This is a genomic window from Streptomyces boninensis (assembly GCF_048572725.1).
Classification (GTDB): Bacteria; Actinomycetota; Actinomycetes; order Streptomycetales; family Streptomycetaceae; genus Streptomyces; species Streptomyces boninensis.
In genome coordinates this window covers 3,721,881-3,742,271 of record NZ_CP183837.1, presented here as the reverse complement: position 1 = coordinate 3,742,271, position 20,391 = coordinate 3,721,881, and the positions used below count along the sequence as shown (strand labels likewise).

13 protein-coding genes and 1 pseudogene are annotated in these 20,391 nt (G+C 72.1%); 12 read left to right on the top strand and 2 right to left on the bottom strand.

Translation table 11 applies throughout. The features are described 5' to 3' along the window. Positions 1-256: 256 nt before the first annotated feature. The 6 genes from ACNNMR_RS16925 (at position 257) to ACNNMR_RS16900 (ending at position 11,696) form a co-directional block, all read left to right on the top strand. The gene (locus ACNNMR_RS16925; protein ID WP_419995447.1) at positions 257-5,257 is read left to right on the top strand and encodes an NAD-glutamate dehydrogenase; all 5,001 of its coding nucleotides are present in this window, start codon (positions 257-259) and stop codon (positions 5,255-5,257) included. Positions 5,258-5,368: 111 nt separating this feature from the next. Then, positions 5,369-5,569: a hypothetical protein gene (locus ACNNMR_RS16920; protein WP_419995446.1), complete on the top strand. Its 201-nt coding sequence runs from the start codon at positions 5,369-5,371 to the stop codon at positions 5,567-5,569. 46 nt (positions 5,570-5,615) lie between these two features. Continuing rightward, positions 5,616-6,050, top strand: coding sequence for a hypothetical protein (locus ACNNMR_RS16915; protein ID WP_419995445.1), 435 nt, complete (start codon positions 5,616-5,618; stop codon positions 6,048-6,050). 17 nt (positions 6,051-6,067) lie between these two features. Beyond that, complete coding sequence (locus ACNNMR_RS16910; RefSeq protein ID WP_419995444.1) at positions 6,068-7,849, top strand: stealth family protein; 1,782 nt, start codon at positions 6,068-6,070, stop codon at positions 7,847-7,849. Further along, the gene (locus ACNNMR_RS16905) at positions 7,846-8,868 is read left to right on the top strand and encodes a hypothetical protein (protein WP_419995443.1); all 1,023 of its coding nucleotides are present in this window, start codon (positions 7,846-7,848) and stop codon (positions 8,866-8,868) included. Before ACNNMR_RS16910 ends, ACNNMR_RS16905 begins: the two co-directional genes overlap by 4 nt. After that, a complete protein-coding gene (locus ACNNMR_RS16900; protein ID WP_419995442.1) occupies positions 8,850-11,696 on the top strand; it encodes a stealth conserved region 3 domain-containing protein in 2,847 nt (948 codons plus the stop codon). Before ACNNMR_RS16905 ends, ACNNMR_RS16900 begins: the two co-directional genes overlap by 19 nt. Here the strand turns inward: ACNNMR_RS16900 and ACNNMR_RS16895 are convergent. Continuing rightward, complete coding sequence (locus ACNNMR_RS16895; protein ID WP_419995441.1) at positions 11,686-12,633, bottom strand: class I SAM-dependent methyltransferase; 948 nt, start codon at positions 12,631-12,633, stop codon at positions 11,686-11,688. The genes ACNNMR_RS16900 and ACNNMR_RS16895 overlap by 11 nt on opposite strands. A 144-nt stretch (positions 12,634-12,777) precedes the next feature. Here ACNNMR_RS16895 and ACNNMR_RS16890 point away from each other — a divergent pair, with 144 nt between their 5' ends. The 4 genes from ACNNMR_RS16890 to ACNNMR_RS16875 are packed head-to-tail and all read left to right on the top strand — an operon-like array spanning position 12,778 to position 17,036. Continuing rightward, positions 12,778-13,773, top strand: a complete 996-nt coding sequence (locus ACNNMR_RS16890) for an NAD-dependent epimerase/dehydratase family protein (protein WP_419995440.1) — start codon at positions 12,778-12,780, stop codon at positions 13,771-13,773. 5 nt (positions 13,774-13,778) lie between these two features. Further along, entirely contained in the window at positions 13,779-14,561 is a 783-nt protein-coding gene (locus tag ACNNMR_RS16885) for a WecB/TagA/CpsF family glycosyltransferase (RefSeq protein ID WP_419995439.1), read from the top strand. Continuing rightward, positions 14,558-15,691: a glycosyltransferase family 4 protein gene (locus tag ACNNMR_RS16880; protein ID WP_419995438.1), complete on the top strand. Its 1,134-nt coding sequence runs from the start codon at positions 14,558-14,560 to the stop codon at positions 15,689-15,691. Before ACNNMR_RS16885 ends, ACNNMR_RS16880 begins: the two co-directional genes overlap by 4 nt. After that, positions 15,669-17,036, top strand: coding sequence for an oligosaccharide flippase family protein (locus ACNNMR_RS16875; RefSeq protein WP_419995437.1), 1,368 nt, complete (start codon positions 15,669-15,671; stop codon positions 17,034-17,036). Before ACNNMR_RS16880 ends, ACNNMR_RS16875 begins: the two co-directional genes overlap by 23 nt. 142 nt (positions 17,037-17,178) lie before the next feature. On the opposite strand, the pseudogene ACNNMR_RS16870 reads toward ACNNMR_RS16875, so the two are convergent. Continuing rightward, a pseudogene (locus ACNNMR_RS16870) lies at positions 17,179-17,646 on the bottom strand (O-antigen ligase family protein); the annotation flags it as partial. A gap of 696 nt (positions 17,647-18,342) precedes the next feature. Between ACNNMR_RS16870 and ACNNMR_RS16865 the strand changes: the two are divergent. Next, on the top strand, positions 18,343-19,320 hold the full coding sequence (locus tag ACNNMR_RS16865; protein ID WP_419995436.1) for an FkbM family methyltransferase: 978 nt from the start codon (positions 18,343-18,345) through the stop codon (positions 19,318-19,320). Next, positions 19,307-20,383, top strand: coding sequence for a hypothetical protein (locus ACNNMR_RS16860; RefSeq protein ID WP_419995435.1), 1,077 nt, complete (start codon positions 19,307-19,309; stop codon positions 20,381-20,383). Before ACNNMR_RS16865 ends, ACNNMR_RS16860 begins: the two co-directional genes overlap by 14 nt. Positions 20,384-20,391 lie beyond the last annotated feature (8 nt).

Here is a 20,391-nt window from a genome sequence, read left to right as displayed (position 1 = left end):
TGATCAGCGCGATAGGCCGACGGGGCACCGGTGCCCCGCCCCCGCTTCCGGCGCCCTGCGAGGAGCCGGAGCCCCCTGCTGACGCCGCTCTGCGGTGCCTTAGGTCACAAATGGCCGATAACGGCTCGCTCATCCGCGAATCCGGCATAACGTCGTTTCAAGGCGGTCACCCCGCCGCGCAACGGCGTGCCACCGCAGCACCCATCCACGTAACCGCCACTCGTCACGCAACGGCGCGCGACAGGAGCATGAGGACATGCAGACCAAGCTGGACGAAGCCAAAGCCGAGCTGCTCACCCGGGCGGCCCGGGTAGCCGAGAAGGGCGACAAGGGGGACAAGAGGCAAGGCCTCGACCCGGACACGCTCGCCGCATACCTCCAGCGCTACTACCTGCACACCGCGCCCGACGACCTCACCGACCGCGACCCGGTCGACGTCTTCGGCGCCGCCGTCTCGCACTACCGCCTGGCCCAGCACCGGCCGCAGGGCACCGCGAACGTCCGGGTGCACACCCCGACCGTCGAGGAGAACGGCTGGGCGTCCAGCCACTCCGTGGTCGAGGTGGTCACCGACGACATGCCCTTCCTGGTCGACTCGGTCACCAATGAGCTGACCCGCCAGGGCCGCGGCATCCACCTCGTCATCCACCCGCAGATCGTGGTCCGCCGCGACGTTACGGGCCGCCTCCTGGAGGTCCTCGACGCCGGCCGCGACCCGCATCTCGCGCAGCCCGCCGCCGACGGCTCCCCGGCGCTCCCGCACGACGCGGTCGTCGAGTCCTGGATCCATGTCGAGATCGACCGGGAGACCGACCGGAGCGACCTCAAGCAGATCACCGCCGACCTCGTCCGCGTCCTGTCCGACGTCCGCGAGGCCGTCGAGGACTGGCAGAAGATGCGCGACAGCGCCCTGCGCATCGCCGAGGACCTGGGCTCCGAGCCGCTCCCCGAGGACCTGCCGGAGCGCGATGTCGAGGAGGCCCGCGAGCTGCTGCGCTGGCTCTCCGCCGACCACTTCACCTTCCTGGGCTACCGCGAGTACGAGCTCAGCAAGAACGACGGCGACCAGCTCACCACCGTGCCCGGCACCGGCCTCGGCATCCTGCGCGCCGACCCGTCACACACCGCGGAAGCGCACGACGGCAATGACAGCAAGGCAGGCGTCCCGGCTTCCGAGTCCTTCCACCGCCTCCCCGCCGACGCCCGCGCCAAGGCCCGCGAGCACAAGCTGCTCGTCCTCACGAAGGCCAACAGCCGCGCCACCGTGCACCGGCCGTCCTACCTCGACTACGTCGGCGTGAAGAAGTTCGACCAGGACGGCAATGTCGTCGGCGAGCGCCGCTTCCTCGGCCTCTTCTCCTCGGCCGCGTACACCGAATCGGTCCGCCGCGTCCCGGTCATCCGCCGCAAGGTCGCCGACGTCCTCGCCCGCTCCGGCGTCACGCCCAACAGCCACGACGGCCGCGACCTCCTCCAGATCCTGGAGACGTACCCGCGGGACGAGCTCTTCCAGACGCCGGTGGACGAGCTGCAGTCCATCACCACCGCCGTGCTGTACCTGCAGGAGCGCCGCCGGCTGCGGCTCTTCCTCCGCCAGGAGGAGTACGGCCGCTACTACTCCGCGCTGGTCTACCTCCCCCGCGACCGCTACACCACGACCGTACGGCTGCGCCTGATCGACATCCTCAAGGAGGAACTGGGCGGCGTCTCCGTCGACTTCACCGCCTGGAACACCGAGTCGGTCCTCTCCCGGCTGCACTTCGTGGTCCGCGTCCGCCCCGGCACCGAGCTCCGCGAGCTCACCGAGGCCGACGTCAACCGCATCGAGGAGCGCCTCGCCGACGCCGCCCGCTCCTGGACCGACGGCTTCACCGAGGCGCTCAACGCCGAGCTCGGCGAGGAGCGCGGCACCGAGCTCGCCCACCGGTACGGCGGCTCCTTCCCGGAGGGCTACAAGGAGGACTTCACCCCGCGCACCGCGGTCGCCGACCTCCAGCACTTCGAGCGGCTCACCTCCGCGGGCGGCAGCGAGCGCTTCGCCCTCAGCCTGTACGAGCCGGTGGGCGCCGCCCACGACGAGCGGCGGCTGAAGGTGTACGGCGCAGGGGCCCCCTTCTCGCTCACCAAGGTCCTGCCCGTCCTCCAGGACCTCGGCGTCGAGGTCGTCGAGGAGCGCCCGTACGAGCTGCGCTGCAATGATGGCACCTCCGCCTGGGTCTCGGACTTCGGCCTGAAGCTGCCCCCGGCGGGCAATGGCAATGGCCTCGAGGTCGGCGAGGACACCCGCGAGCGCTTCCAGGACGCCTTCGCCGCGGTCTGGAACCACGAGGCCGAGAGCGACCGCTTCAACGCCCTCGTGCTGACCGCCGGGCTCCACTGGCGGCAGGTGATGGTGCTGCGCGCCTACGCCAAGTACCTGCGCCAGGCGGGCGTCTCCTTCAGCCAGTCGTACATGGAGGACACCCTCCGCACCAATGTGCACACCACCCGCCTGCTGATCTCGCTCTTCCAGGCGCGGATGTCGCCCGAGCACCAGCGGGCCGGCACCGAGCTCACCGACGGCATCCTCGAGGAGCTCGACGGCGCCCTCGACCAGGTCGCGTCGCTGGACGAGGACCGCATCCTGCGCTCCTTCCTGACGATGATCAAGGCGACCCTGCGCACCAACTATTTCCAGAGGGACAGCCAGGGCCACCCGCACGCCTACGTGTCGATGAAGCTCGACCCGCAGGCGATCCCGTTCCTGCCGGAGCCCCGGCCCGCGTACGAGATCTGGGTGTACTCGCCGACCGTCGAGGGCGTCCACCTGCGCTTCGGCAAGGTCGCCCGCGGCGGCCTGCGCTGGTCGGACCGCCGCGAGGACTTCCGTACGGAGATCCTCGGCCTGGTCAAGGCGCAGGAGGTCAAGAACACCGTCATCGTCCCGGCCGGCGCCAAGGGCGGCTTCGTCGGCAAGCGGCTGCCGGACCCGGCAGCCGACCGCGACGCGTGGCTGGCCGAGGGCATCACCTGCTACAAGACCTTCATCTCCGGGATGCTCGACATCACGGACAACATGGCCGGCGGGCAGGTTGTGCACCCCGAGAACGTGGTCCGCCACGACGGCGACGACACCTACCTCGTGGTCGCGGCCGACAAGGGCACCGCCACCTTCTCCGACATCGCCAACGAGGTCGCGGTCGCCTACGGCTTCTGGCTCGGCGACGCCTTCGCCTCCGGCGGCTCGGCCGGCTATGACCACAAGGGCATGGGCATTACGGCCCGCGGCGCCTGGGAGTCCGTCAAGCGGCATTTCCGCGAGCTGGGCACCGACTGCCAGAACGAGGAGTTCACGGCGGTCGGCATCGGCGACATGTCCGGCGACGTGTTCGGCAATGGCATGCTGCTCTCCGAGCAGACCAAGCTCGTGGCCGCCTTCGACCACCGGCACATCTTCATCGACCCGGACCCCGACCCGGCCACCTCGTATGCCGAGCGCCGCCGCGTCTTCGAGCTGCCCCGCTCCTCCTGGGCCGACTACGACACGAAGCTGCTCTCCGACGGCGGCGGCATCCACCCCCGTACGGCCAAGTCGATCACGCTCAACGCCAAGGTGCGCGCGGCCCTCGGCATCGACGGGTCGGTCGCCAAGATCACCCCGGCCGAGCTGATGAAGGCGATCCTGCAGGCCCCCGTGGACCTGCTGTGGAACGGCGGCATCGGCACGTACGTGAAGTCCTCGGTCGAGAACAACCTCGACGTCGGCGACAAGGCCAATGACGCCATCCGCGTCGACGGCCAGGACGTCCGCGCGCAGATCATCGGCGAGGGCGGCAACCTGGGCGCGACCCAACTGGGCCGCATCGAGTTCGCCCGCAGCGGCGGCCCCGAGGGCGCCGGCGGCAAGGTCAACACCGACGCGATCGACAACAGCGCGGGTGTCGACACCTCCGACCACGAAGTGAACATCAAGATCCTGCTGAACGCGGTCGTCGCCGACGGCGACATGACCGTCAAGCAGCGCAACAAGCTCCTCGCCGAGATGACCGACGAGGTCGGCACCCTGGTGCTGCGCAACAACTACGCGCAGAACACCGCGCTCGGCAATGCCGTCACCCAGTCCTCGAGCCTGCTCCACGCCCACCAGCGGCTGATGCGCAAGCTGTCGAAGGAGGGCCGCCTCAACCGGGCCCTGGAGTTCCTGCCGAACGACAAGCAGGTGCGCGAGCGGCTCAGCGGCGGGCACGGCCTGACCCAGCCGGAGCTGGCGGTGCTGCTGGCGTACAACAAGATCACCATGACCGAGGAGCTGATCGGCACCGAGCTCCCGGACGACCCGTACCTGGAGCATCTGCTCTTCGCGTACTTCCCGAAGGCGCTGCAGGAGCGCTTCCCGGAGCAGATCAAGTCGCATGCCCTGCGCCGCGAGATCATCACCACTGTGCTGGTCAACGACACGATCAACTCCGGCGGCACCACCTTCCTGCACCGCCTGAAGGAGGAGACCGGGGCGTCCACGGAAGAGGTTGTACGGGCCCACGCCGCGGCCCGCGAGATCTTCCGGCTCGGCGACATCTGGGACGCGGTCGAGGCGCTCGACAATGTCGTGGCGGCCGACGTCCAGACCCGGGTCAGGCTGCACTCCCGCCGGCTCGTCGAGCGCGGCACCCGCTGGCTGCTCAACAACCGGCCGCAGCCGCTGCAGGTGGCGGAGACCATCGACTTCTTCCGCGACCGGGTCGCCGAGGTGTGGGCCGTGCTGCCGAAGCCGCTGCAGGGCGCGGACCTGGAGTGGTATCAGAAGGTTCTCGGCGAGCTGCAGGACGGCGGGGTGCCGGAGGAGCTGGCGCTGCGGGTGGCCGGATTCTCGGCGGCCTTCCCGATCCTGGATGTCGTGGCGGTCGCGGACCGTACGGAGAAGGACCCGATGGATGTCGCCGAGGTCTACTACGACCTGGGCGACCGGGTGCAGATCAGCCAGCTGATGGACCGGGTGATCGAGCTGCCGCGGGCGGACCGCTGGCAGTCGATGGCCCGCGCCTCCATCCGCGAGGACCTGTACGCGGCGCATGCGCTGCTGACCGCGGACGTGCTGTCGGCGGGCGGGGCGGACTCGACGCCGGAGCAGCGGTTCAAGGCGTGGGAGGAGAAGAACGCCACGATCCTCGGCCGCGCGCGGGCGACGCTCGACGAGATCCAGTCCTCGGACAGCTTCGACCTGGCGAACCTGTCGGTGGCCATGCGGACGATGCGGACGCTGCTGCGGACGAACCGGTGAGGTGAGCCGGGTGGCTCAGGGCGGCGCGCCCGGTCGGGTGACGACTGGGCGTGTTGCCGCTGCCGGGTCCGGCGAGAGCCGGGCCCGGCTCTTCATATTGTCCTTGTGGCAATGAGAAAGAGCGTGCCCCTGACCGCGCTGTCCCTCTTCATCCTCGCCTACCCGCTGATGGGCAGCGCCCCCGCCGAGTTCAAGGCGACGGCCGAGCGGCCCGCCCCCGCGCTGCCGCATCCGGCGGCGCTCACCAACCCCCTGCTGGCGCACCACGAAGCGGCGCGGGCCACGCCGATGGGCCTGACCTGCTCCGATTGAGCCATCTCCGGATGCGGACGGGCGGTGCCGGGCGGAGGCTGCTGCTATGGCATCCGTTCGCCGGCGGCTCGCAGCCGCCGCGGTGCTCGGCACCGTGCTCGCCGCAGCAGGCATACCCATGGCCCGCGCGGCCGGCTCCGGCTGCTTCCCCGGGCTCTGCTCGCGTACGGCCAACGACTCCGGCGCGCCCGTACTCGTCGCCCACGACTGGTGCGGCGACGCCGAGAAGCTGCTCCAGAACGCCCCGCCCTGCGGCGCGGCGGCCACCGACCACCGCCTTGCTACGGGCGCGCGCACTCCGCTCGCCGATGACTGGGACGCGTTTCGGGTGGACGCGGGCCGCTGCTACCGCTTCGACGTAACGGGCCCGCTGAGCAGCGGCCGCACCACCGAGACCGTCGACCGCCGCGCCGCGGCCACCGGCGCCTGGATACGCATACACAACGACGAGACGGCCGAGATAAGGGCCCAGCAGTGCTGACGCAAGGGGAGCAAGCAATGGGCCAGATGACCACGGGACCCGGACCCGGACCCGGACCCGGCCCCGGACCCCGCATCAACCCGGAAGCCTCCGCGGTCGTGGCCCTCTACCGCAAGGCACTCCCGGTCTCGCTCCGCCGCGCCATCGCCGAGCGCTACTCCATCGAGGCCCGCCGCCAGGTGAAGCACCGCCTCGCCACCCTCACCTCCGCCCAGCACACCGACCGCGTACGAGCCGCCCTCCTCGCCCGCCGCCGGCGCGGCCTGGCCGCGGCGCCCGGCCGCCGGGTCATCACGGTCGACGGCCGCCCCCGCATCGCCCACCTGCAGCCGGACCTCTCCCCGCAGCACGCCCGCCGCGCCGCCCTCATGACCGTCACCCGCACGCTGAAGCAGGCGGGCATCGCGTACTTCTGCGTCCGCGGCCGCCCCCGCCAGGCCGCCATCGTCGCCGTATCGGATACGGACCGCGCCCGCACGCTCGACGCCCTGGCCCGGCTGTGCCGCCACAACCCGGCGTACGTCAGCCCGCTCGGCAGCGAGGGCCCTCGGGTGCGGCTGGCGCCCGGCTATGAGCCCGGGGTGTGGCGGCACGTCGGGGCCGGCAAGTGGGGGCTGCGGCTGACGTGGTTCAGGACCGAGCCGAAGGAGCAGCTGGTACTCGGCGAGCGGTACGGCTGCGAGGTCGAGTTCTGGACGCGGGAGGGCGAGCGGCTGGTGGCGCCGCGGCGCAACGGCGTCACCGAGTCGGTGCCCGCGGACGGCGAAGCGGTGGATGTGATCGACGCCGATCGGTGGGGTGTGGGGCGGCTGAAGCTGCGCACGCGGGAGGAGTTCACGCGACCGCTGCCGGGGGATATCACCTTCCCGATCGATGCTGTGTATACGTGGGTCGACGGGAATGATCCAGCCTGGCAGCGGCGTCGGGCGAAGTACGCGGGCGAGGAGTATCACGGCGAGGCGGCGAATGCGGCGCGCTATGCGGACCACGATGAGCTGCGCTATTCGCTGCGCTCGCTGGCGACGTATGCGCCGTGGATCAGGAATGTCTATCTGGTGACGGACGACCAGGCGCCGGTGTGGCTGGACACGGCGCACCCGCGGCTGCGCGTGGTGAGCCACCGCGAGATCTTTACGGACCCGGCGCTGCTGCCGACCTTCAACTCGCACGCCATCGAGAGCCAGTTGCACCACATCGACGGCCTGTCCGAGCACTTCCTCTACCTCAACGACGACGTCTTCCTGGGCGCGGAGACGGTGCCGCAGGACTTCTTCATGGGGAACGGGGTGACGAAGTTCTTCCCGTCGCCCGCGCTGGTGCCGCTGGACGACCCCAGCGACGAGGACGTGCCGGTGTCGGTCGCGGCGAAGAACAACCGGCGGCTGATCGAGAACACCTTCGGCGTGCTCCCGGTGCAGAAGATGAAGCACACGCCGCACGCGCTGCGGCGCAGCGTGCTGGCGGAGATCGAGTCGCGGTTCACGGCGGAGCACGGGGCGACCGCGTCGCACCGCTTCCGCAGCCGGGCGGACCTGGCGATTCCGTCGTCGCTGCACCACTATTACGCCTTCCATACGGGCCGTTCGACCACGGGCTCGATCACCTACGGCTACTTCGACCTGTCGAACCCCAACTCCGCGAACCGCCTCGACCGCCTGCTGGCGACGCGCGACCGGCGGGTCTTCTGCATCAACGACACGGTGTCGACGGAGGACGAGAGCGAGGGCCAGACGGAGCGGCTGCGCCCGTTCCTGGAGGCGTATTTCCCGGTGCCGAGCCCGTACGAGATGGCGTCATGAGGGCGGCCATGCGGCGGCTCGCGCGGCGGGTCCTGAAGCGACCGGCGCCGGGGCGGCTGCCGCTGCTGGAGGCGGAGCACCTGTCCGTACTCGACGGCCGGACCCTGAACGTATGCGTGCGGCTGCCCGCGGAGGCGGCGGCGCGCGGGCAGCGGGTGTGGCTGTGCACGGGGGGCGGGGAGCGGGAGTTGGCTGTGGTGGGGTCGCGTGGAGAGGGCGCATTCGTGCTTACGGAAGCGGGCGCCGCGGACCCGGGTCAGGCGCCAGAGCCGCAGGTACCCACCTGCACCCTGCCTGAACTCCCGCTCACCGGCCACCGCCACCAGCCGCTGTCGGTACGCATCGGCAAGACCTCGTACGCCATCGCCCCACCCCCCACCGAGCCCCGCGCCGACGGCCCCACCCGGCCCGACCCGCCGCGCTCCGACGGCCGTCACGTCACCGTCATCGAGCGCGCCGGTGCCGTGGCCCTCGCCTGCCGGACGCTGCCGCCCACGGCGCACGTGGAGGGCATCGACGTCGGCTGGCTGCGGCTCACCGTCACCGGCCGGCTGGTGGGGGCGGCGGCGCCCGCGCACGGCGCCGTCGCCGAACTGGTGCCCCGCGACGGCGGCCCGCCCGTACCGCTGACCGGACTCGGCTGGAACGGCACCGCCTTCACCCTGACCGTAACCGCGGCCGAGCTGGCACCTGCGGTGAGGACACCCGAGCCGGCAAGCCCAGGGCGCCCCGCCGCTCCCGCCGCCCCCGCCCCCCGCACCTTCGACATCCGCCTCCACCTCCCGCCGCACCCGAAGCCGCTCCGCCTGGCCCGCGCCCTCACCGACATCACCGTGCCCAAGTCCGTGCACCGCCTGCCCACCCGCGTGCTCCGGGACCCCGGCCGCTCCGCGGCCAGCGTGGCCATCCGCATCGAGCCCTGTTCCACCCCCACAGCCATCCGTATCCAGCCCTACTTCACCCCCACCGGCCGGCTGGCCCTCACCCTGGAGGCGATCGCGTGCGGATCACTTTCCTGATCACCTGGGTCGATGAGATGGGCGGCACCGAGCAGGCCGTTCTCACCCAGGCCAAGCACCTCGCGGGGGAGGGGCACGAGGTCGAGGTCGTCAGCGTCTTCCGCACCCGCGAGGAGTCCTTCTTCGCCGCCGCCGACGGGGTCGCCGTCCGCTATCTCGTCGACCGCACCGGGACCGTCCCCCGCCCGGTCCGCGCCAGCGGCCTCACCGACGACGAGTGCCGCGCCCTGGCCGCCACCCGCAGCGCCCTGATCGACCCGCGCTGGGAGCCCGCCTTCGACGGCCTCTCCGACATCGAGCTCGACCTGGCCCTGCGTACCGTCACCACCGACGTCATCGTCACCGCCTCCCCGGCCCTGATGTCGGCCGTAGCCGACCTCACCCCCGCCGAGGTCATCCGCGTGCACCAGGAGCACCGGCCCTCCCAGCACCGCGGCGATACGGGCGGCCCGCTGCTCGCCCGCGCGCCCGAGCTGGACGCCGTCGTGGTCCTGACCGACTGGACCAAAGACTGGTTCACCGAGTCGCTAGGCGCCGCCGCGCCCCGCCTGGAGACCATTCCCAACGCCATCCCCGACGGCTTCCGCCCCCGCTCCTCCCGTACGTCCAAAACCATCGTCGTCCCCCGTCGCCTCGTCCCCGACAAGCAGGTCGACCACGCGATCATCGCCTTCGGCAAGGCGGCCGTCGAGCACCCGGACTGGAAGCTGCGGATCTTCGGCGACGGCCCGCTGCTCGGCCGGATGCGCCGGCTCGTCGAGGAGCTCGGGCTGCACGACTCCGTCGAGATCATGGGCCCGACCCGGCACATGACCGACGAGTGGGCGAAGGCGGCCTTCACGGTCCTCCCCTCCGAGACCGAGGGCTTCGGGCTCGTCCTCGTGGAGGCCTTTGCCGCCGGGGTGCCGGCGGTGGCGTACGACGTGCCGACCGGGCCCGCCGAGATCATCCGGCACGGGGCCGACGGGCTGCTGGTCGAGGCCGCCGACACGGAGGCGCTGGCGGCGGCCATGGAGCGGCTGATGGCCGACGAGGCGCTGCTGCACCGGATGGGCGCGGCGGCGCTGGAGGGCGCGGACCGCTTCTCGGCGGCCCGTATCAACGCGGCCTGGGAACGGCTCTTCGAGGAGCTCTACGCGGGCCGCGCCGACCCAGCCCGTCTCCCCGCCCGCGCCGACCGCGCCGGCCACCGCAAGGCCGTCACCGCGGGCGGCGGCTTCCAGCCCTCGGCCCCCGCGTCCAGGATCTCCCCATCCGCCGGCGACCAGCGCGCCCGCGAGGACGAACTCCTCGCCACCGACGCATCCTTGGTCCGCTCGGCAGGTCAGCTCGCCTACGTCCGCGACGACCTGCCGGCGGCCCGCGCGTACGAGGAGAACCTGCGGCTGGCCGCGGACGCGCTGGAGGCCGCGGACATCCCGTACGTCCTCCTCCGCGACCGCGACGACCCCCCGCACCGCCGCCTCGCCGTGGACACGGCGCTGCAGGCGGACGTGCGTGCGGCGCTGGCGCGGGCGTATCCGGGACAGGCGGTATACGCGGAGCTGCTCGGCCCGGTGACGGACGCGCCGGGCGCGGTGCTCGCGGAGCGGCTCGGCGGCGTGGGCGAGGTGTGCGGGCTGCGGCTGTGCCGCCCGGTCCTGACGAGCGGGCGGACGCTGCGCTACGGGCCGGGCTTCGGCTGCGACATCGAGTTCTGGCCGTACGACGAGCTGCGCGGCGGCTATGCGGCCCCGCGGCGCCCGACCGCGCTGGGTCCGGTGCTGCCGACGGTGCTGCCGAACGCGGTCGCGCGGGTGCGCGACCGGGCGTATCCGACGCTGGAGGACTTCAACGAACCGCTCGTCACCGACCTCGACTTCCCGATCGACGCGGTCTACACATGGGTCGACGACGCCGACCCGGAGTGGCAGCAGCGATTGAACGCCAAGCGGGCGGAGCTGGGCCTGCCGCCGAAGCCACGCGCGGAGGGACCGGCCGGCGACGCCGCCGCCCGCTTCCGCAACCGCGACGAGCTGCGCTACTCGCTGCGCTCGCTGGCGATGTACGCCCCCTGGATCCGCACGATCTACCTGGTCACGGACGGCCAGCGGCCGGCGTGGCTGAAGGCGGAACACCCGGGCCTGAAGATCGTCGACCACCGCGCCCTGTGGGACGACCCGGCCCCGCTCCCGGTCTTCAACTCCCACGCCATCGAGTCCCGCCTCCACCACATCGAGGACCTGTCGGAGCACTTCCTCTACCTCAACGACGACTTCTTCCTCGGCCGCCCGGTCGCCCCGAACCGTTTCTTCCGCTCCAACGGCAACAGCCGCTTCTTCTGGTCCCCGACGGCGATCCCGCCGGGCGAGGCGACGGCGGCGGACGAGGGCTACTTCGCGGCGGCCAAGAACAACCGCCGACTGCTGAAGGACCGCTTCGGAGTGACAGTGACGAACGGCTTCCTGCACGCCCCGTACCCCCTGCGGCGCAGCGTCCTGACCCGCATCACCGAGGAATTCGCCGAGCCCCTGGCCCGCACCTCCCGCTCGGCGCTGCGCGACTGGCGCGACGTATCCCTGGTGTCCTCGCTGCACCACCACTACGGCTACCTGACGGGCACGGCGGAGCCGGGCGGCATCCGGTGCGGATACGTCGACACGGGCCGCTACGAACAGCAGCACCTGCTGACCCGCCTGCTGGCGAGCCGCGCGAAGGACGTCTTCTGCCTGGGCGAGGGCGCGGAGAGCGAGGTACCGGAAGGGGAGCAGGCGCAGGTCATGCGGGCGTTTCTGGAGGCGTATTTCCCGGTGCCGGGCCCGTATGAGCGGGGCGGCGTCAGCGGGTGACGAACCACAGCGACGACGGGAAATGCCCCTCGGCCGCCTGCCCGGCCCGCAGCCCGAATGTCCCCGGCTGCGGCCGGTAGCCCGGGAAAAGCTCGGCCAGGTCGTCCGGCCGGGTGTAGTGGAGGTGGCTCATGCACGCGGAAATGCGGGCCCTGGAGTTGTGCGTGAGATAGGCCCGTACGAGAGACGTCTCCGACCAGTGGAAGACGGTGTCGAAGAGGTCCCGCTGGTAGTCGTACGGCAGACAGATGTCGTGTACGTGGACCAGGACACCGGGCGCCAGCCGGGGAAAGACCTCGAGCACCAGGAAATTGACGTCGCTGCCCGGCTTTACGACATGCGATGAATCCACGAAGAGCACATCGCCCGCCGCCAGCGACGTGAACAGCGACAGGTCGGCCGCCTGTACCGGGGTGCGGTGCAGCGTCACCCGCGGGTGCTCGCGCAGCCAGGGCCGCGGATGCGGCTCCACACAGGTCACCGCGCCGGTGCTGCCCTCCCGCTCGTTGAGCGCGAGCGCGTGCAGCGCCAACTTCGTGGACACTCCGCTGCCGACCTCCAGGTAGCGGCGGGGGCGGGTGCCGCGGAGGACGCCGTGCAGGGCCTGGGCCTCCACATGGCCGTAGCCGGGGCCGGACTCCGCGCTGCGCAGGTAGACCTCGTTGCCGCGGTATTCCTCGCGATACGGCTCGCACAGCGAGGCGAGCCACGCCATTTGCGCGTCGAGGTCGATGTCGAGGCCGGGCAGCTGGGACGGCCGCTCCCACTGCTCCCGGGTCGCCGCGAGTCCGCGCAGATCCGGGGCGGGTGAGTAGTAGTGGCGCGGCGATACGAGTACCCCGGCCCGGGAAAGGCTCCGGTTCGCGGTTACCGCACCGCGCTTTGCGGCCCGCCGGAGCTGCCGGCCGAGCAATTGACGAGTCGTGGGGCGTGGCACGGGGACAAGGTAATCCAGCATTCGACAATTCCGCGCTCCATCGAATGGTCCGACTTTGCCGTGTCTCGGCGTGGGATGACGTTCGCCGTGCTTTGCGCTCCATTTACTGATAGGACAAATCGGACAGCGCGGAAGGGTAAGTGAATGGTGGGCATCGACGCGGTCGTCACCGGGGCCGGCGGATTCATCGGCGGGCATCTGACCCGGCGTCTGCTGGCCGAGGGAAAGACGGTCAGGGCCGTGGACAAGAAGCCGCTCACCGAGTGGTACCAAGTGCACGACGGCGCCGACAACATCGTCGCCGACGTATCGCTGCGCCCCCTCTGCGACCGGGTGCTCGACGGCGGCGCGGGCGAGGTCTACCACCTCGCCGCCGACATGGGCGGGATGGGCTTCATCGAGGCCAACAAGGCCGCCTGCATGCTCTCCGTCCTCTCCAGCACCCACATGCTGATGGCCGCCCGCGAGGCCGGCGCGGACCGCTACTTCTACTCCTCCTCCGCCTGCGTCTACGCCGCCGACAAGCAGACGGACACGGCAGTGCTGCCGCTCCGCGAGGAGGACGCCTACCCGGCGATGGCCGAGGACGGCTACGGCTGGGAGAAGCTGTTCAGCGAGCGCATGGCCCGCCACTTCCGCGAGGATTACGGGCTGACCACCCGGATGGCCCGCTACCACAACGTGTACGGCCCGCACGGCACTTGGGACGGCGGCCGCGAGAAGGCGCCGGCCGCGGCCTGCCGCAAGATCGCCGTCGCCGCGCTCACCGGCAAGCGCGAGGTGGAGATCTGGGGCGACGGCGAGCAGACCCGCAGCTTCATGTACATCGACGACTGCGTCGAGGGCACCCTGCGCATCGCCCGCAGCGGCGTCACCGAGCCGCTGAACCTCGGCTCGGACCAGCTGGTCTCCATCAACCAGCTGTATGCCCTGGTCGAGGACATCGCCGGGGTCGAGCTGACGTACCGCCACATCCCGGGCCCGCTCGGGGTGCGCGGCCGCAACAGCGACAACACCCGCATCCAGAAGGAGCTCGACTGGGCGCCCTCCATCACCCTGCGCGAGGGCCTGGAGGAGACCTACCGCTGGATCCATGACCAGGTCGCCGCCCGCCTCGGCGGCCGCGACTACGTCAACTGAGCACCATGGCAGGCATTCCGCGCGTCGACGTACTCGGCGTCGAGGTGAGCGCCGTCGACCGCGCTCTGGCCCTGGACACCATCACCGGCTGGATCGAGCGCCGCGAGCGCCACTATGTGTGCGTCACCGGGGTGCACGGGGTCATGGAGTCCAGGCGCGACCCCGCGCTGCGGGCGATCCACAATGCCTCGGGGCTGACCGTCCCCGACGGCATGCCGATGGTGTGGGCGGGCCACCGGGCCGGTGCCGGCGGAATGCGGCGGGTGTACGGCCCCGACCTGATGCTGGACGTGCTGCGCAGGGGTGCGGAGCGGGGCTGGGGCTCGTATCTCTACGGGGGCGGCGAGGGCGTACCGGAGCTGCTGGGCAGCGAACTCGGCGGGCGCGTCCCGGGACTGAAGGTGGTGGGCGCCCTCTCGCCCCCGTTCCGCCCGCTGACGCCGCGCGAGGAGCGCGAGATCGCGGACCGGATCAACGACAGCGGCGCGGACCTGGTGTGGGTGGGCCTGTCCACGCCCAAGCAGGAGCGCTGGATGGCCGCCTTCCGCGACCGCCTCCGGGCCCCTGTACTGCTCGGTGTGGGCGCCGCGTTCGACTTCCACGCGGGGCTGAAGCCGCAGGCGCCCGCCTGGATGGCGGAGCGTGGGCTGGAGTGGTGCTACCGCCTCGCCAAGGAGCCGAGAAGGCTGTGGCGGCGCTATCTGCGCAACAACCCCGCCTATCTCGTGCAGTCCGCCATCCGGCCGCCCCGGCTGCTCGCCGCGCCGGAGGAGAGGGCGGAGGCGTGAGACCGCTCCGTATCGCGCTGGTGCACAGCTTCTACCGCAGCGCGCAGCCCAGCGGTGAGAACGAGGTGGTGCGCGACCAGGCGGCGGCGCTGGCGGCGGCGGGGCACGAGGTCCGGCTCGTCGCCGAGCACAGCGACCGTCGCGCGGGAGCGAGGCTCTACCCCCTCCAAGCCGCCGTCACCGTCGCCTCCGGGCGCGGTCCCTCGCCGGTCGCGGAGCTGCGCGAGTTCCGGCCGGACGTCGTCCATGTGCACAATCTCTTCCCGAACTTCGGCACCTCCTGGCTGCGCGCCTGGACCGGCCCGCTGGTCGCGACCCTGCACAACTTCAGGCCGCTGTGCGCCGGAGCCGGCCTGCACCGCGACGGCCGCGACTGCACCCTGTGCCCGGACGGTGACCGCTGGGCGGGGCTGCGGCACGCCTGCTACCGCGGCTCCCGCGCCGCGACCCTGCCGCTGTCGCTGGCCGGACGCCACGGCGCCGCCGGACACCCGCTGCTGGCGCGGGCCGACCGGCTGGTGGTGCTGTCCGAGCCGAGCCGCCGGATGTACGTTCGGGCCGGGGTGGACGAGCAGCGGCTCGCCGTGATGCCCAACTTCGTACCCGAGGTCCAGGGCAGCGGCCGGGGCGACGGCCCCTGGCTGTACGCGGGCCGGCTGAGCGCCGAGAAGGGCATCGTCGAGCTGCTGCGCGCGTGGCCCAAGACCGTGCCGCTCGACGTGGCGGGCAGCGGCGAGCTGGAGGCCGAGTGCCGTGCCCTGGCCCCCGGTTCGGTGCGGTTCCTGGGCGCACTGGACCGCGACGAGCTGCGCCGCAGGCTGCCGCACTGGCGGGGGCTGGTGTTCCCCAGCACCTGCCGGGAGGGCGGCCCGACGGTGTATCTGGAGGCGCTGGCAGCCGGGTTGCCGGTCCTCGCCCTCGAGGGCTCCTCGGTCCCTGAGGCGGTACGGGCCGACGGCACCGGGTGGGTGGCGTCCTGGGAGCGGCCGCTGCGGCCCGTGCTGGAGCAGGCGGAGCGGGAGCTGCCCGGGCTGCGTACGCACTGCAAGGCGGTCTTCGCCCGCCGCTACGGCGAAACCCGCTGGCTGCGAGAGGTGCGGGAGGTCTATGCCGCCGCGGGGAGCCGCTGACCGGCTCGGCCTGACCGCGAAGCGGCTGGCCGGCGGCTTCTCCTGGGAGGTCGCCGCGGCCGGCACCGCGATCCTGCTGCAGCTCGGGTACGCCGCCTACACCGGGCGCCACGTCACCGCGGCGCACTTCGGCGCGTACGCCACCGCCCTGGCCATCGTGCACTTCAGCGCCACCTTCGCCGAGGGCTTCGGGCAGCTGGTGCTCACCTACAGCGGCGGCCGGCCGGGCCAACTGCGCCGGTCGCTGCTGCTGGCCGGCTGTGTCGGCGCAACAACGTGCCTGCTGTTCGAGGCCGTCGCGCCGCTGTGGGGGCTGATCTGGCCGGAGGTGCCGGGTCTTGTCGAGTTCGTACGGCTGCTGGTGCTGGCGAACCTGGTCGCCCCCGCGGCCGCCGTGTGCACGGCCGGGCTGCGGGCCTCGCTGCGCTTCCGGACCGCGGCGCTGCTCGAACTCCTCGGCCAGGCAACCGCCATGGCGCTGGCGCTGGCGCTGCTGCGGCAGGGCTGGAATCCCTTCGCGATCGCGATGCCCGCCACCGTGGGCACCGCGGTCCCGCTGCTCGGCGGCCTGCTCCTGCTGGCTCCGCGGCTGCGTGGACGGGGCGGCGCGGAGCCGTATCGCGCGCTGGTCCGGCAGCTGTGGATCTGCACCCGCTACACGATGCTGCAGTCGGTGATCTTCTCCGTGCCGATGTGGCTGGCCGCCGCGGTCCTGGGCGCGGCGGGCGCCGGACACTACTCCCGCGCCTTCTACTTCGCCTCCATCATGTCCGGCGTGCTCACCAACGGCCTGTCACGGATCGCCATCCCGGCGCTGGCCCGGGTGCGGGACGCGGCCGAGCCGCTCGGCCCGGCGATCGCGCGGGCGCACGGCGCCACCTGCCTGCTGCTGGCGCCGGCGGTCACGCTGATGGCCGGGCTGGGGCCCATGGGTCTCGTCCTGCTGCTCGGGCCCGGATGGGGACAGGCGGCCGAGCTGCTGCCCTGGTTCCTGCCCGGGCTGGCGCTGCAGGTGCTGTGCGTCCTGGGCTGGCAGATCGATCTGGTGCGGGGCGACAAAGGCGGGGTGCTGCGGACCCAGGCCGTGGCGCTGGGCGTGATGCTGGCCGCCGCCGCGGCGGTGCCGGCCCTGGGGGACGCGCGGGCCCTGGCGCTGGCGACCCTGCCGGCCACCGCCGCGGTGCACGGCCTGCAGGTCAGCCGCTGGCGCCGGCGCGGGCTGCTGCGGCTGCGGGGGTGGCTTCCCGCGGTGGGGCGGGGCGCGGCAGTGGTGCCGGGGCAGCATCGCGCACCGCCGAGTGCAGCACCGCCAGGAGCACCAGCATCGAGACGAACTGCGGGCTGAACCCGGAACCGCGCAGCGCCCCGTCCGTAAGGCATGCCACCAGCACCAGTGCGGTGAGCGCCAGGGTCAGCCCGCCCGTGGTCCGGGCGCCGCGCCAGGCGACGGCCACCAGAGCGATCAGGAAGACGGCGAGTCCGGCGGCACCCACCAGGCCGGAGGTGCCGAGGGTCTGCAGCAGCTGGTTGTGGGCGTGGTCGTACGCGCCCCGGTTCGGGGACGCCGGATCGAGGAAGAGCGAAGGGCCGTAGCCGAACAGCATGCTGGAGTCGAAGGCGGTCCAGGCGACCTGCCACGGCAGGGTGCGCCCGTGGACGGACGAGATCTCCTGGGAGTTCACCAGCGCGGACAGCCAGGTCACCAGGCCCGGCGAGACCAGCAGGGCGAGCGATCCGGCGCCGCCGAGCATTAGGAGCCGCTTGAGCAGCGGGTGCACCCGCGGTCCTGATCGTTCGCGCCGGTAGAGCAGGGGCAGGGCCACCAGCGCCATGGCCCATGCCGTACGGGACTGGGCGAGGATCAGCACCGCACCCGCGGCCGCGGCGTGCCAGGCCCAGCCCGGGCGGCGCAGCACCGGTGCGAGCTCCAGCACCAGCGCCGCCGCGGCCAGCATCCCCAGCAGGATCGGATGGTTCGTCAGACCGGCCAGCCGGCCGCTGGCCAGCAGCCAGTCCAGCCGCAGGAACTGCGTGTCGTGCGCGATCGTCGCCCAGCCCGGCGCCACCAGCAGCGCGGCCAGGCTGCCCCACGTATAGCAGCGCAGCAGCCGGCGCAGCCGGGGCAGCAGCTCCGCCTGCGGTACGGACGGTGCCACCCGCAGCGCGACCACGAGGAGCACCGGCAGCCAGAGCCGCCAGTCCCCGAACCCGCCGTGATCACCCAGCAGTCCGGCCAGCGGCGGCCCGGCGAGCATGACCAGGGCGGCACCCAGCAGCACATCCCCGGGCTCCCGGCCGCGCACGCCGCGGGTCAGCGACACGGCCGCCAAGGCGGCAAGAAGCCCCATCGCAAGCGCGGCACAGGCGACGGCGGCGTACATCCGGTCCGGGGCGAGCTCCGGCTGGGTGCGGGTCTCCCCCCAGGCCGTGGCCGCCTCCGGCGGCACCCGCTCCCAGACCGCGACCGCGAAGAACGCCGGACTGAGCCCGAGCGTCCACACGGCGGCGGTGTGCAGCCGAAGTTCGGCCGAACGGCGCTGGATCTTGCCTGGTGTCTGAGCCACGGCCCGTCCCCGAATTCGGTATAAACTGCGCAAAAGTTATATCAGCTCCACTCCTGGATCCGGGATTTGCGAACGGTGGTACTGGTTGTGAGCGGTCGGCAGCGCTTTCTGAGCCGGGTGATCTGCGGTGGCAGAAGACTGCTGCAGGGCACCCCGCTGGCGGGCAGCGGGGTCACCTCCGCCGTGTCAGCGGCGCTGTACCGGCGGGCCTTTCCGCCCGGCCGGGCGGAAGCGATGGTGGTGCCCTTCCGCGGCCTCGGCTTCAACGTGGCCGAGGGCGACCGCTGCATCGCCCCCGCGATCGCCGCCGGCGAATACGAGGACGTGGCGCTGACCATCCTGGAGACCCTGGCCGGATCGGCGCGCGTGATCGTCGATGTCGGCGCCAACATCGGGCTGCACAGCTGCCTTGCCGCCCGGCGCCAGCCGCCCGGGGGCCGGGTCGTCGCCTTCGAGCCGGTGCCGGTGAACCTGCGCGCCCTGGAGCGCAACGTGCGGCTCAACGGTTGCACGGACGCGGTACGGATCGAACCGCTCGCCGCCGGCGCCCGCGCGGGCACGGTGACCATGCGGCTCAGCGCGGCCAACGGCGGCGCCCACAGCATCGCCCCCGACGGCGCGGCGACCGGCGGACAGCAGGTCGAGGTGCGCCAAGTCCGCCTGGACGATCGGCTGGCGGAGCTGGGGGTGGGCCCGCCCGACATTCTCAAGATCGACGTGGAGGGCTGGGAGGTCTCCGCGCTGCGCGGCGCCGGCGACCTTCTCACCCGCTCCCGCTGCGCCGTCCTCGCCGAGTACGTCCCCAGCCAGGTGCGCGCCTGCGGTGAAGACCCCGAACGGCTGCTGGACCATCTCTACGCCGACGGCCGCCGCGTCTACGCCCTGGACGAGTTCTGCGGCCGGCTCCGGCGAGTCGCCCGGGAGGAGCTGTCCGCCTGGCCGGGGGACAACCCGCACTGCGCAAACCTGCTCTCGCTGTCCCGCCCCGACCACCTCGCCCGGCTCCCGGAAGATGCCGAGCGCCCCTTCGGCTGCACCCTGGAAAACCGGCATGCGCACGCCTGACCGGACGCCGGAAGCGGTGACCGCGGCCATCGCCTTCACCCCGCGGCAGGAGGCGCAGAGCCCGCAGTGCCGGGGCCGGATCGGCGAGCCCCGGGCGTACACGTACTACCGGTGCATGGTGGTCGCCTACGCGTCGCTGCGGCGCTTCAACCCGCGGGCGGACCTGGTGCTCGTCACCACCGAGCCGCTCCCCGGGCCGTTCGCGGCGGAGTTCGCGTGCCTGGGGGTGGAGGTGCTGACGGTGCCGTTCCGGCACTGCCCGCCCGCGGAGTTCGGGCGCGGCTGGGAGACCTCGCTGTATCTGATCGACGCGCTGCAGGCACTGCGGGACCGGCCCGGCACCCTCGTCCTCAGCGACCCGGACCAGCTGTGCGTACGGCCCCTGGACGCGCTGCTCGAGCGCTGCGCCGGACGGGTCGGGGTGCAGGGGGAGCGGCTGGCCGACCTGCAGAAGCCGACCTCCGACAAGACCCGGGAATACCGGCAGGTCAGCGCCGAGGTGCACGCGGAGCTCGGCGAGCCGGACCCGGAGCACAACTTCTACGGCGGCCACTTCTACGCGATCCCCGACCGGCTCCTGGGGACGCTGCTGGACCGGCTGGAAAAGGTGTACGCGCATTCGCTGGCGCGGTTCGAGCAGGGCCGGCCCTGGCTGTGGACCGACGAGCACATGATGAACTTCGCGCTGCGCAAGCTGCCGCTGGCCGAAATGAGCGCGGACGTCCGGTCCATTCCCACCGCGCCGTGGCGGCGCTTTCTCACGGACCGGCAGACGATTCTCGGGCTGACCCTGTGGCATCTGATCCATGAGAAGGACCTCGGGTTCCAGCGGCTCCATCCGCCGGCGCTCGACGCCGAATCCTGGTTCTGGAGTGCGGGTGATGAAGAATTCCGCAGCCGGGCCGGGCGCATTCTCTCCGCCACCGGCAGATCGCCGCAGCGCGCCCTGTTGAATGCCTGCGGCGATCTGGTGGAGCGGCTGACGACGGAAAGGCTGCAGCACCGCCTCAAGCCGGTGTATTCGCGGATGGTCCAGCTGACCGCCACCATGCGGCAGGGCTGAGCGAGCCG

Coding starts and splice junctions, on each gene's coding strand:
- ACNNMR_RS16905 (WP_419995443.1), top strand. CDS start 7,846: ATGAGGGCGGCCATGCGGCGGCTCGCGCGGCGGGTCCTGAAGCGACCG.
- ACNNMR_RS16925 (WP_419995447.1), top strand. CDS start 257: ATGCAGACCAAGCTGGACGAAGCCAAAGCCGAGCTGCTCACCCGGGCG.
- ACNNMR_RS16890 (WP_419995440.1), top strand. CDS start 12,778: ATGGTGGGCATCGACGCGGTCGTCACCGGGGCCGGCGGATTCATCGGC.
- ACNNMR_RS16885 (WP_419995439.1), top strand. CDS start 13,779: ATGGCAGGCATTCCGCGCGTCGACGTACTCGGCGTCGAGGTGAGCGCC.
- ACNNMR_RS16920 (WP_419995446.1), top strand. CDS start 5,369: ATGAGAAAGAGCGTGCCCCTGACCGCGCTGTCCCTCTTCATCCTCGCC.
- ACNNMR_RS16910 (WP_419995444.1), top strand. CDS start 6,068: ATGGGCCAGATGACCACGGGACCCGGACCCGGACCCGGACCCGGCCCC.
- ACNNMR_RS16860 (WP_419995435.1), top strand. CDS start 19,307: ATGCGCACGCCTGACCGGACGCCGGAAGCGGTGACCGCGGCCATCGCC.
- ACNNMR_RS16915 (WP_419995445.1), top strand. CDS start 5,616: ATGGCATCCGTTCGCCGGCGGCTCGCAGCCGCCGCGGTGCTCGGCACC.
- ACNNMR_RS16875 (WP_419995437.1), top strand. CDS start 15,669: ATGCCGCCGCGGGGAGCCGCTGACCGGCTCGGCCTGACCGCGAAGCGG.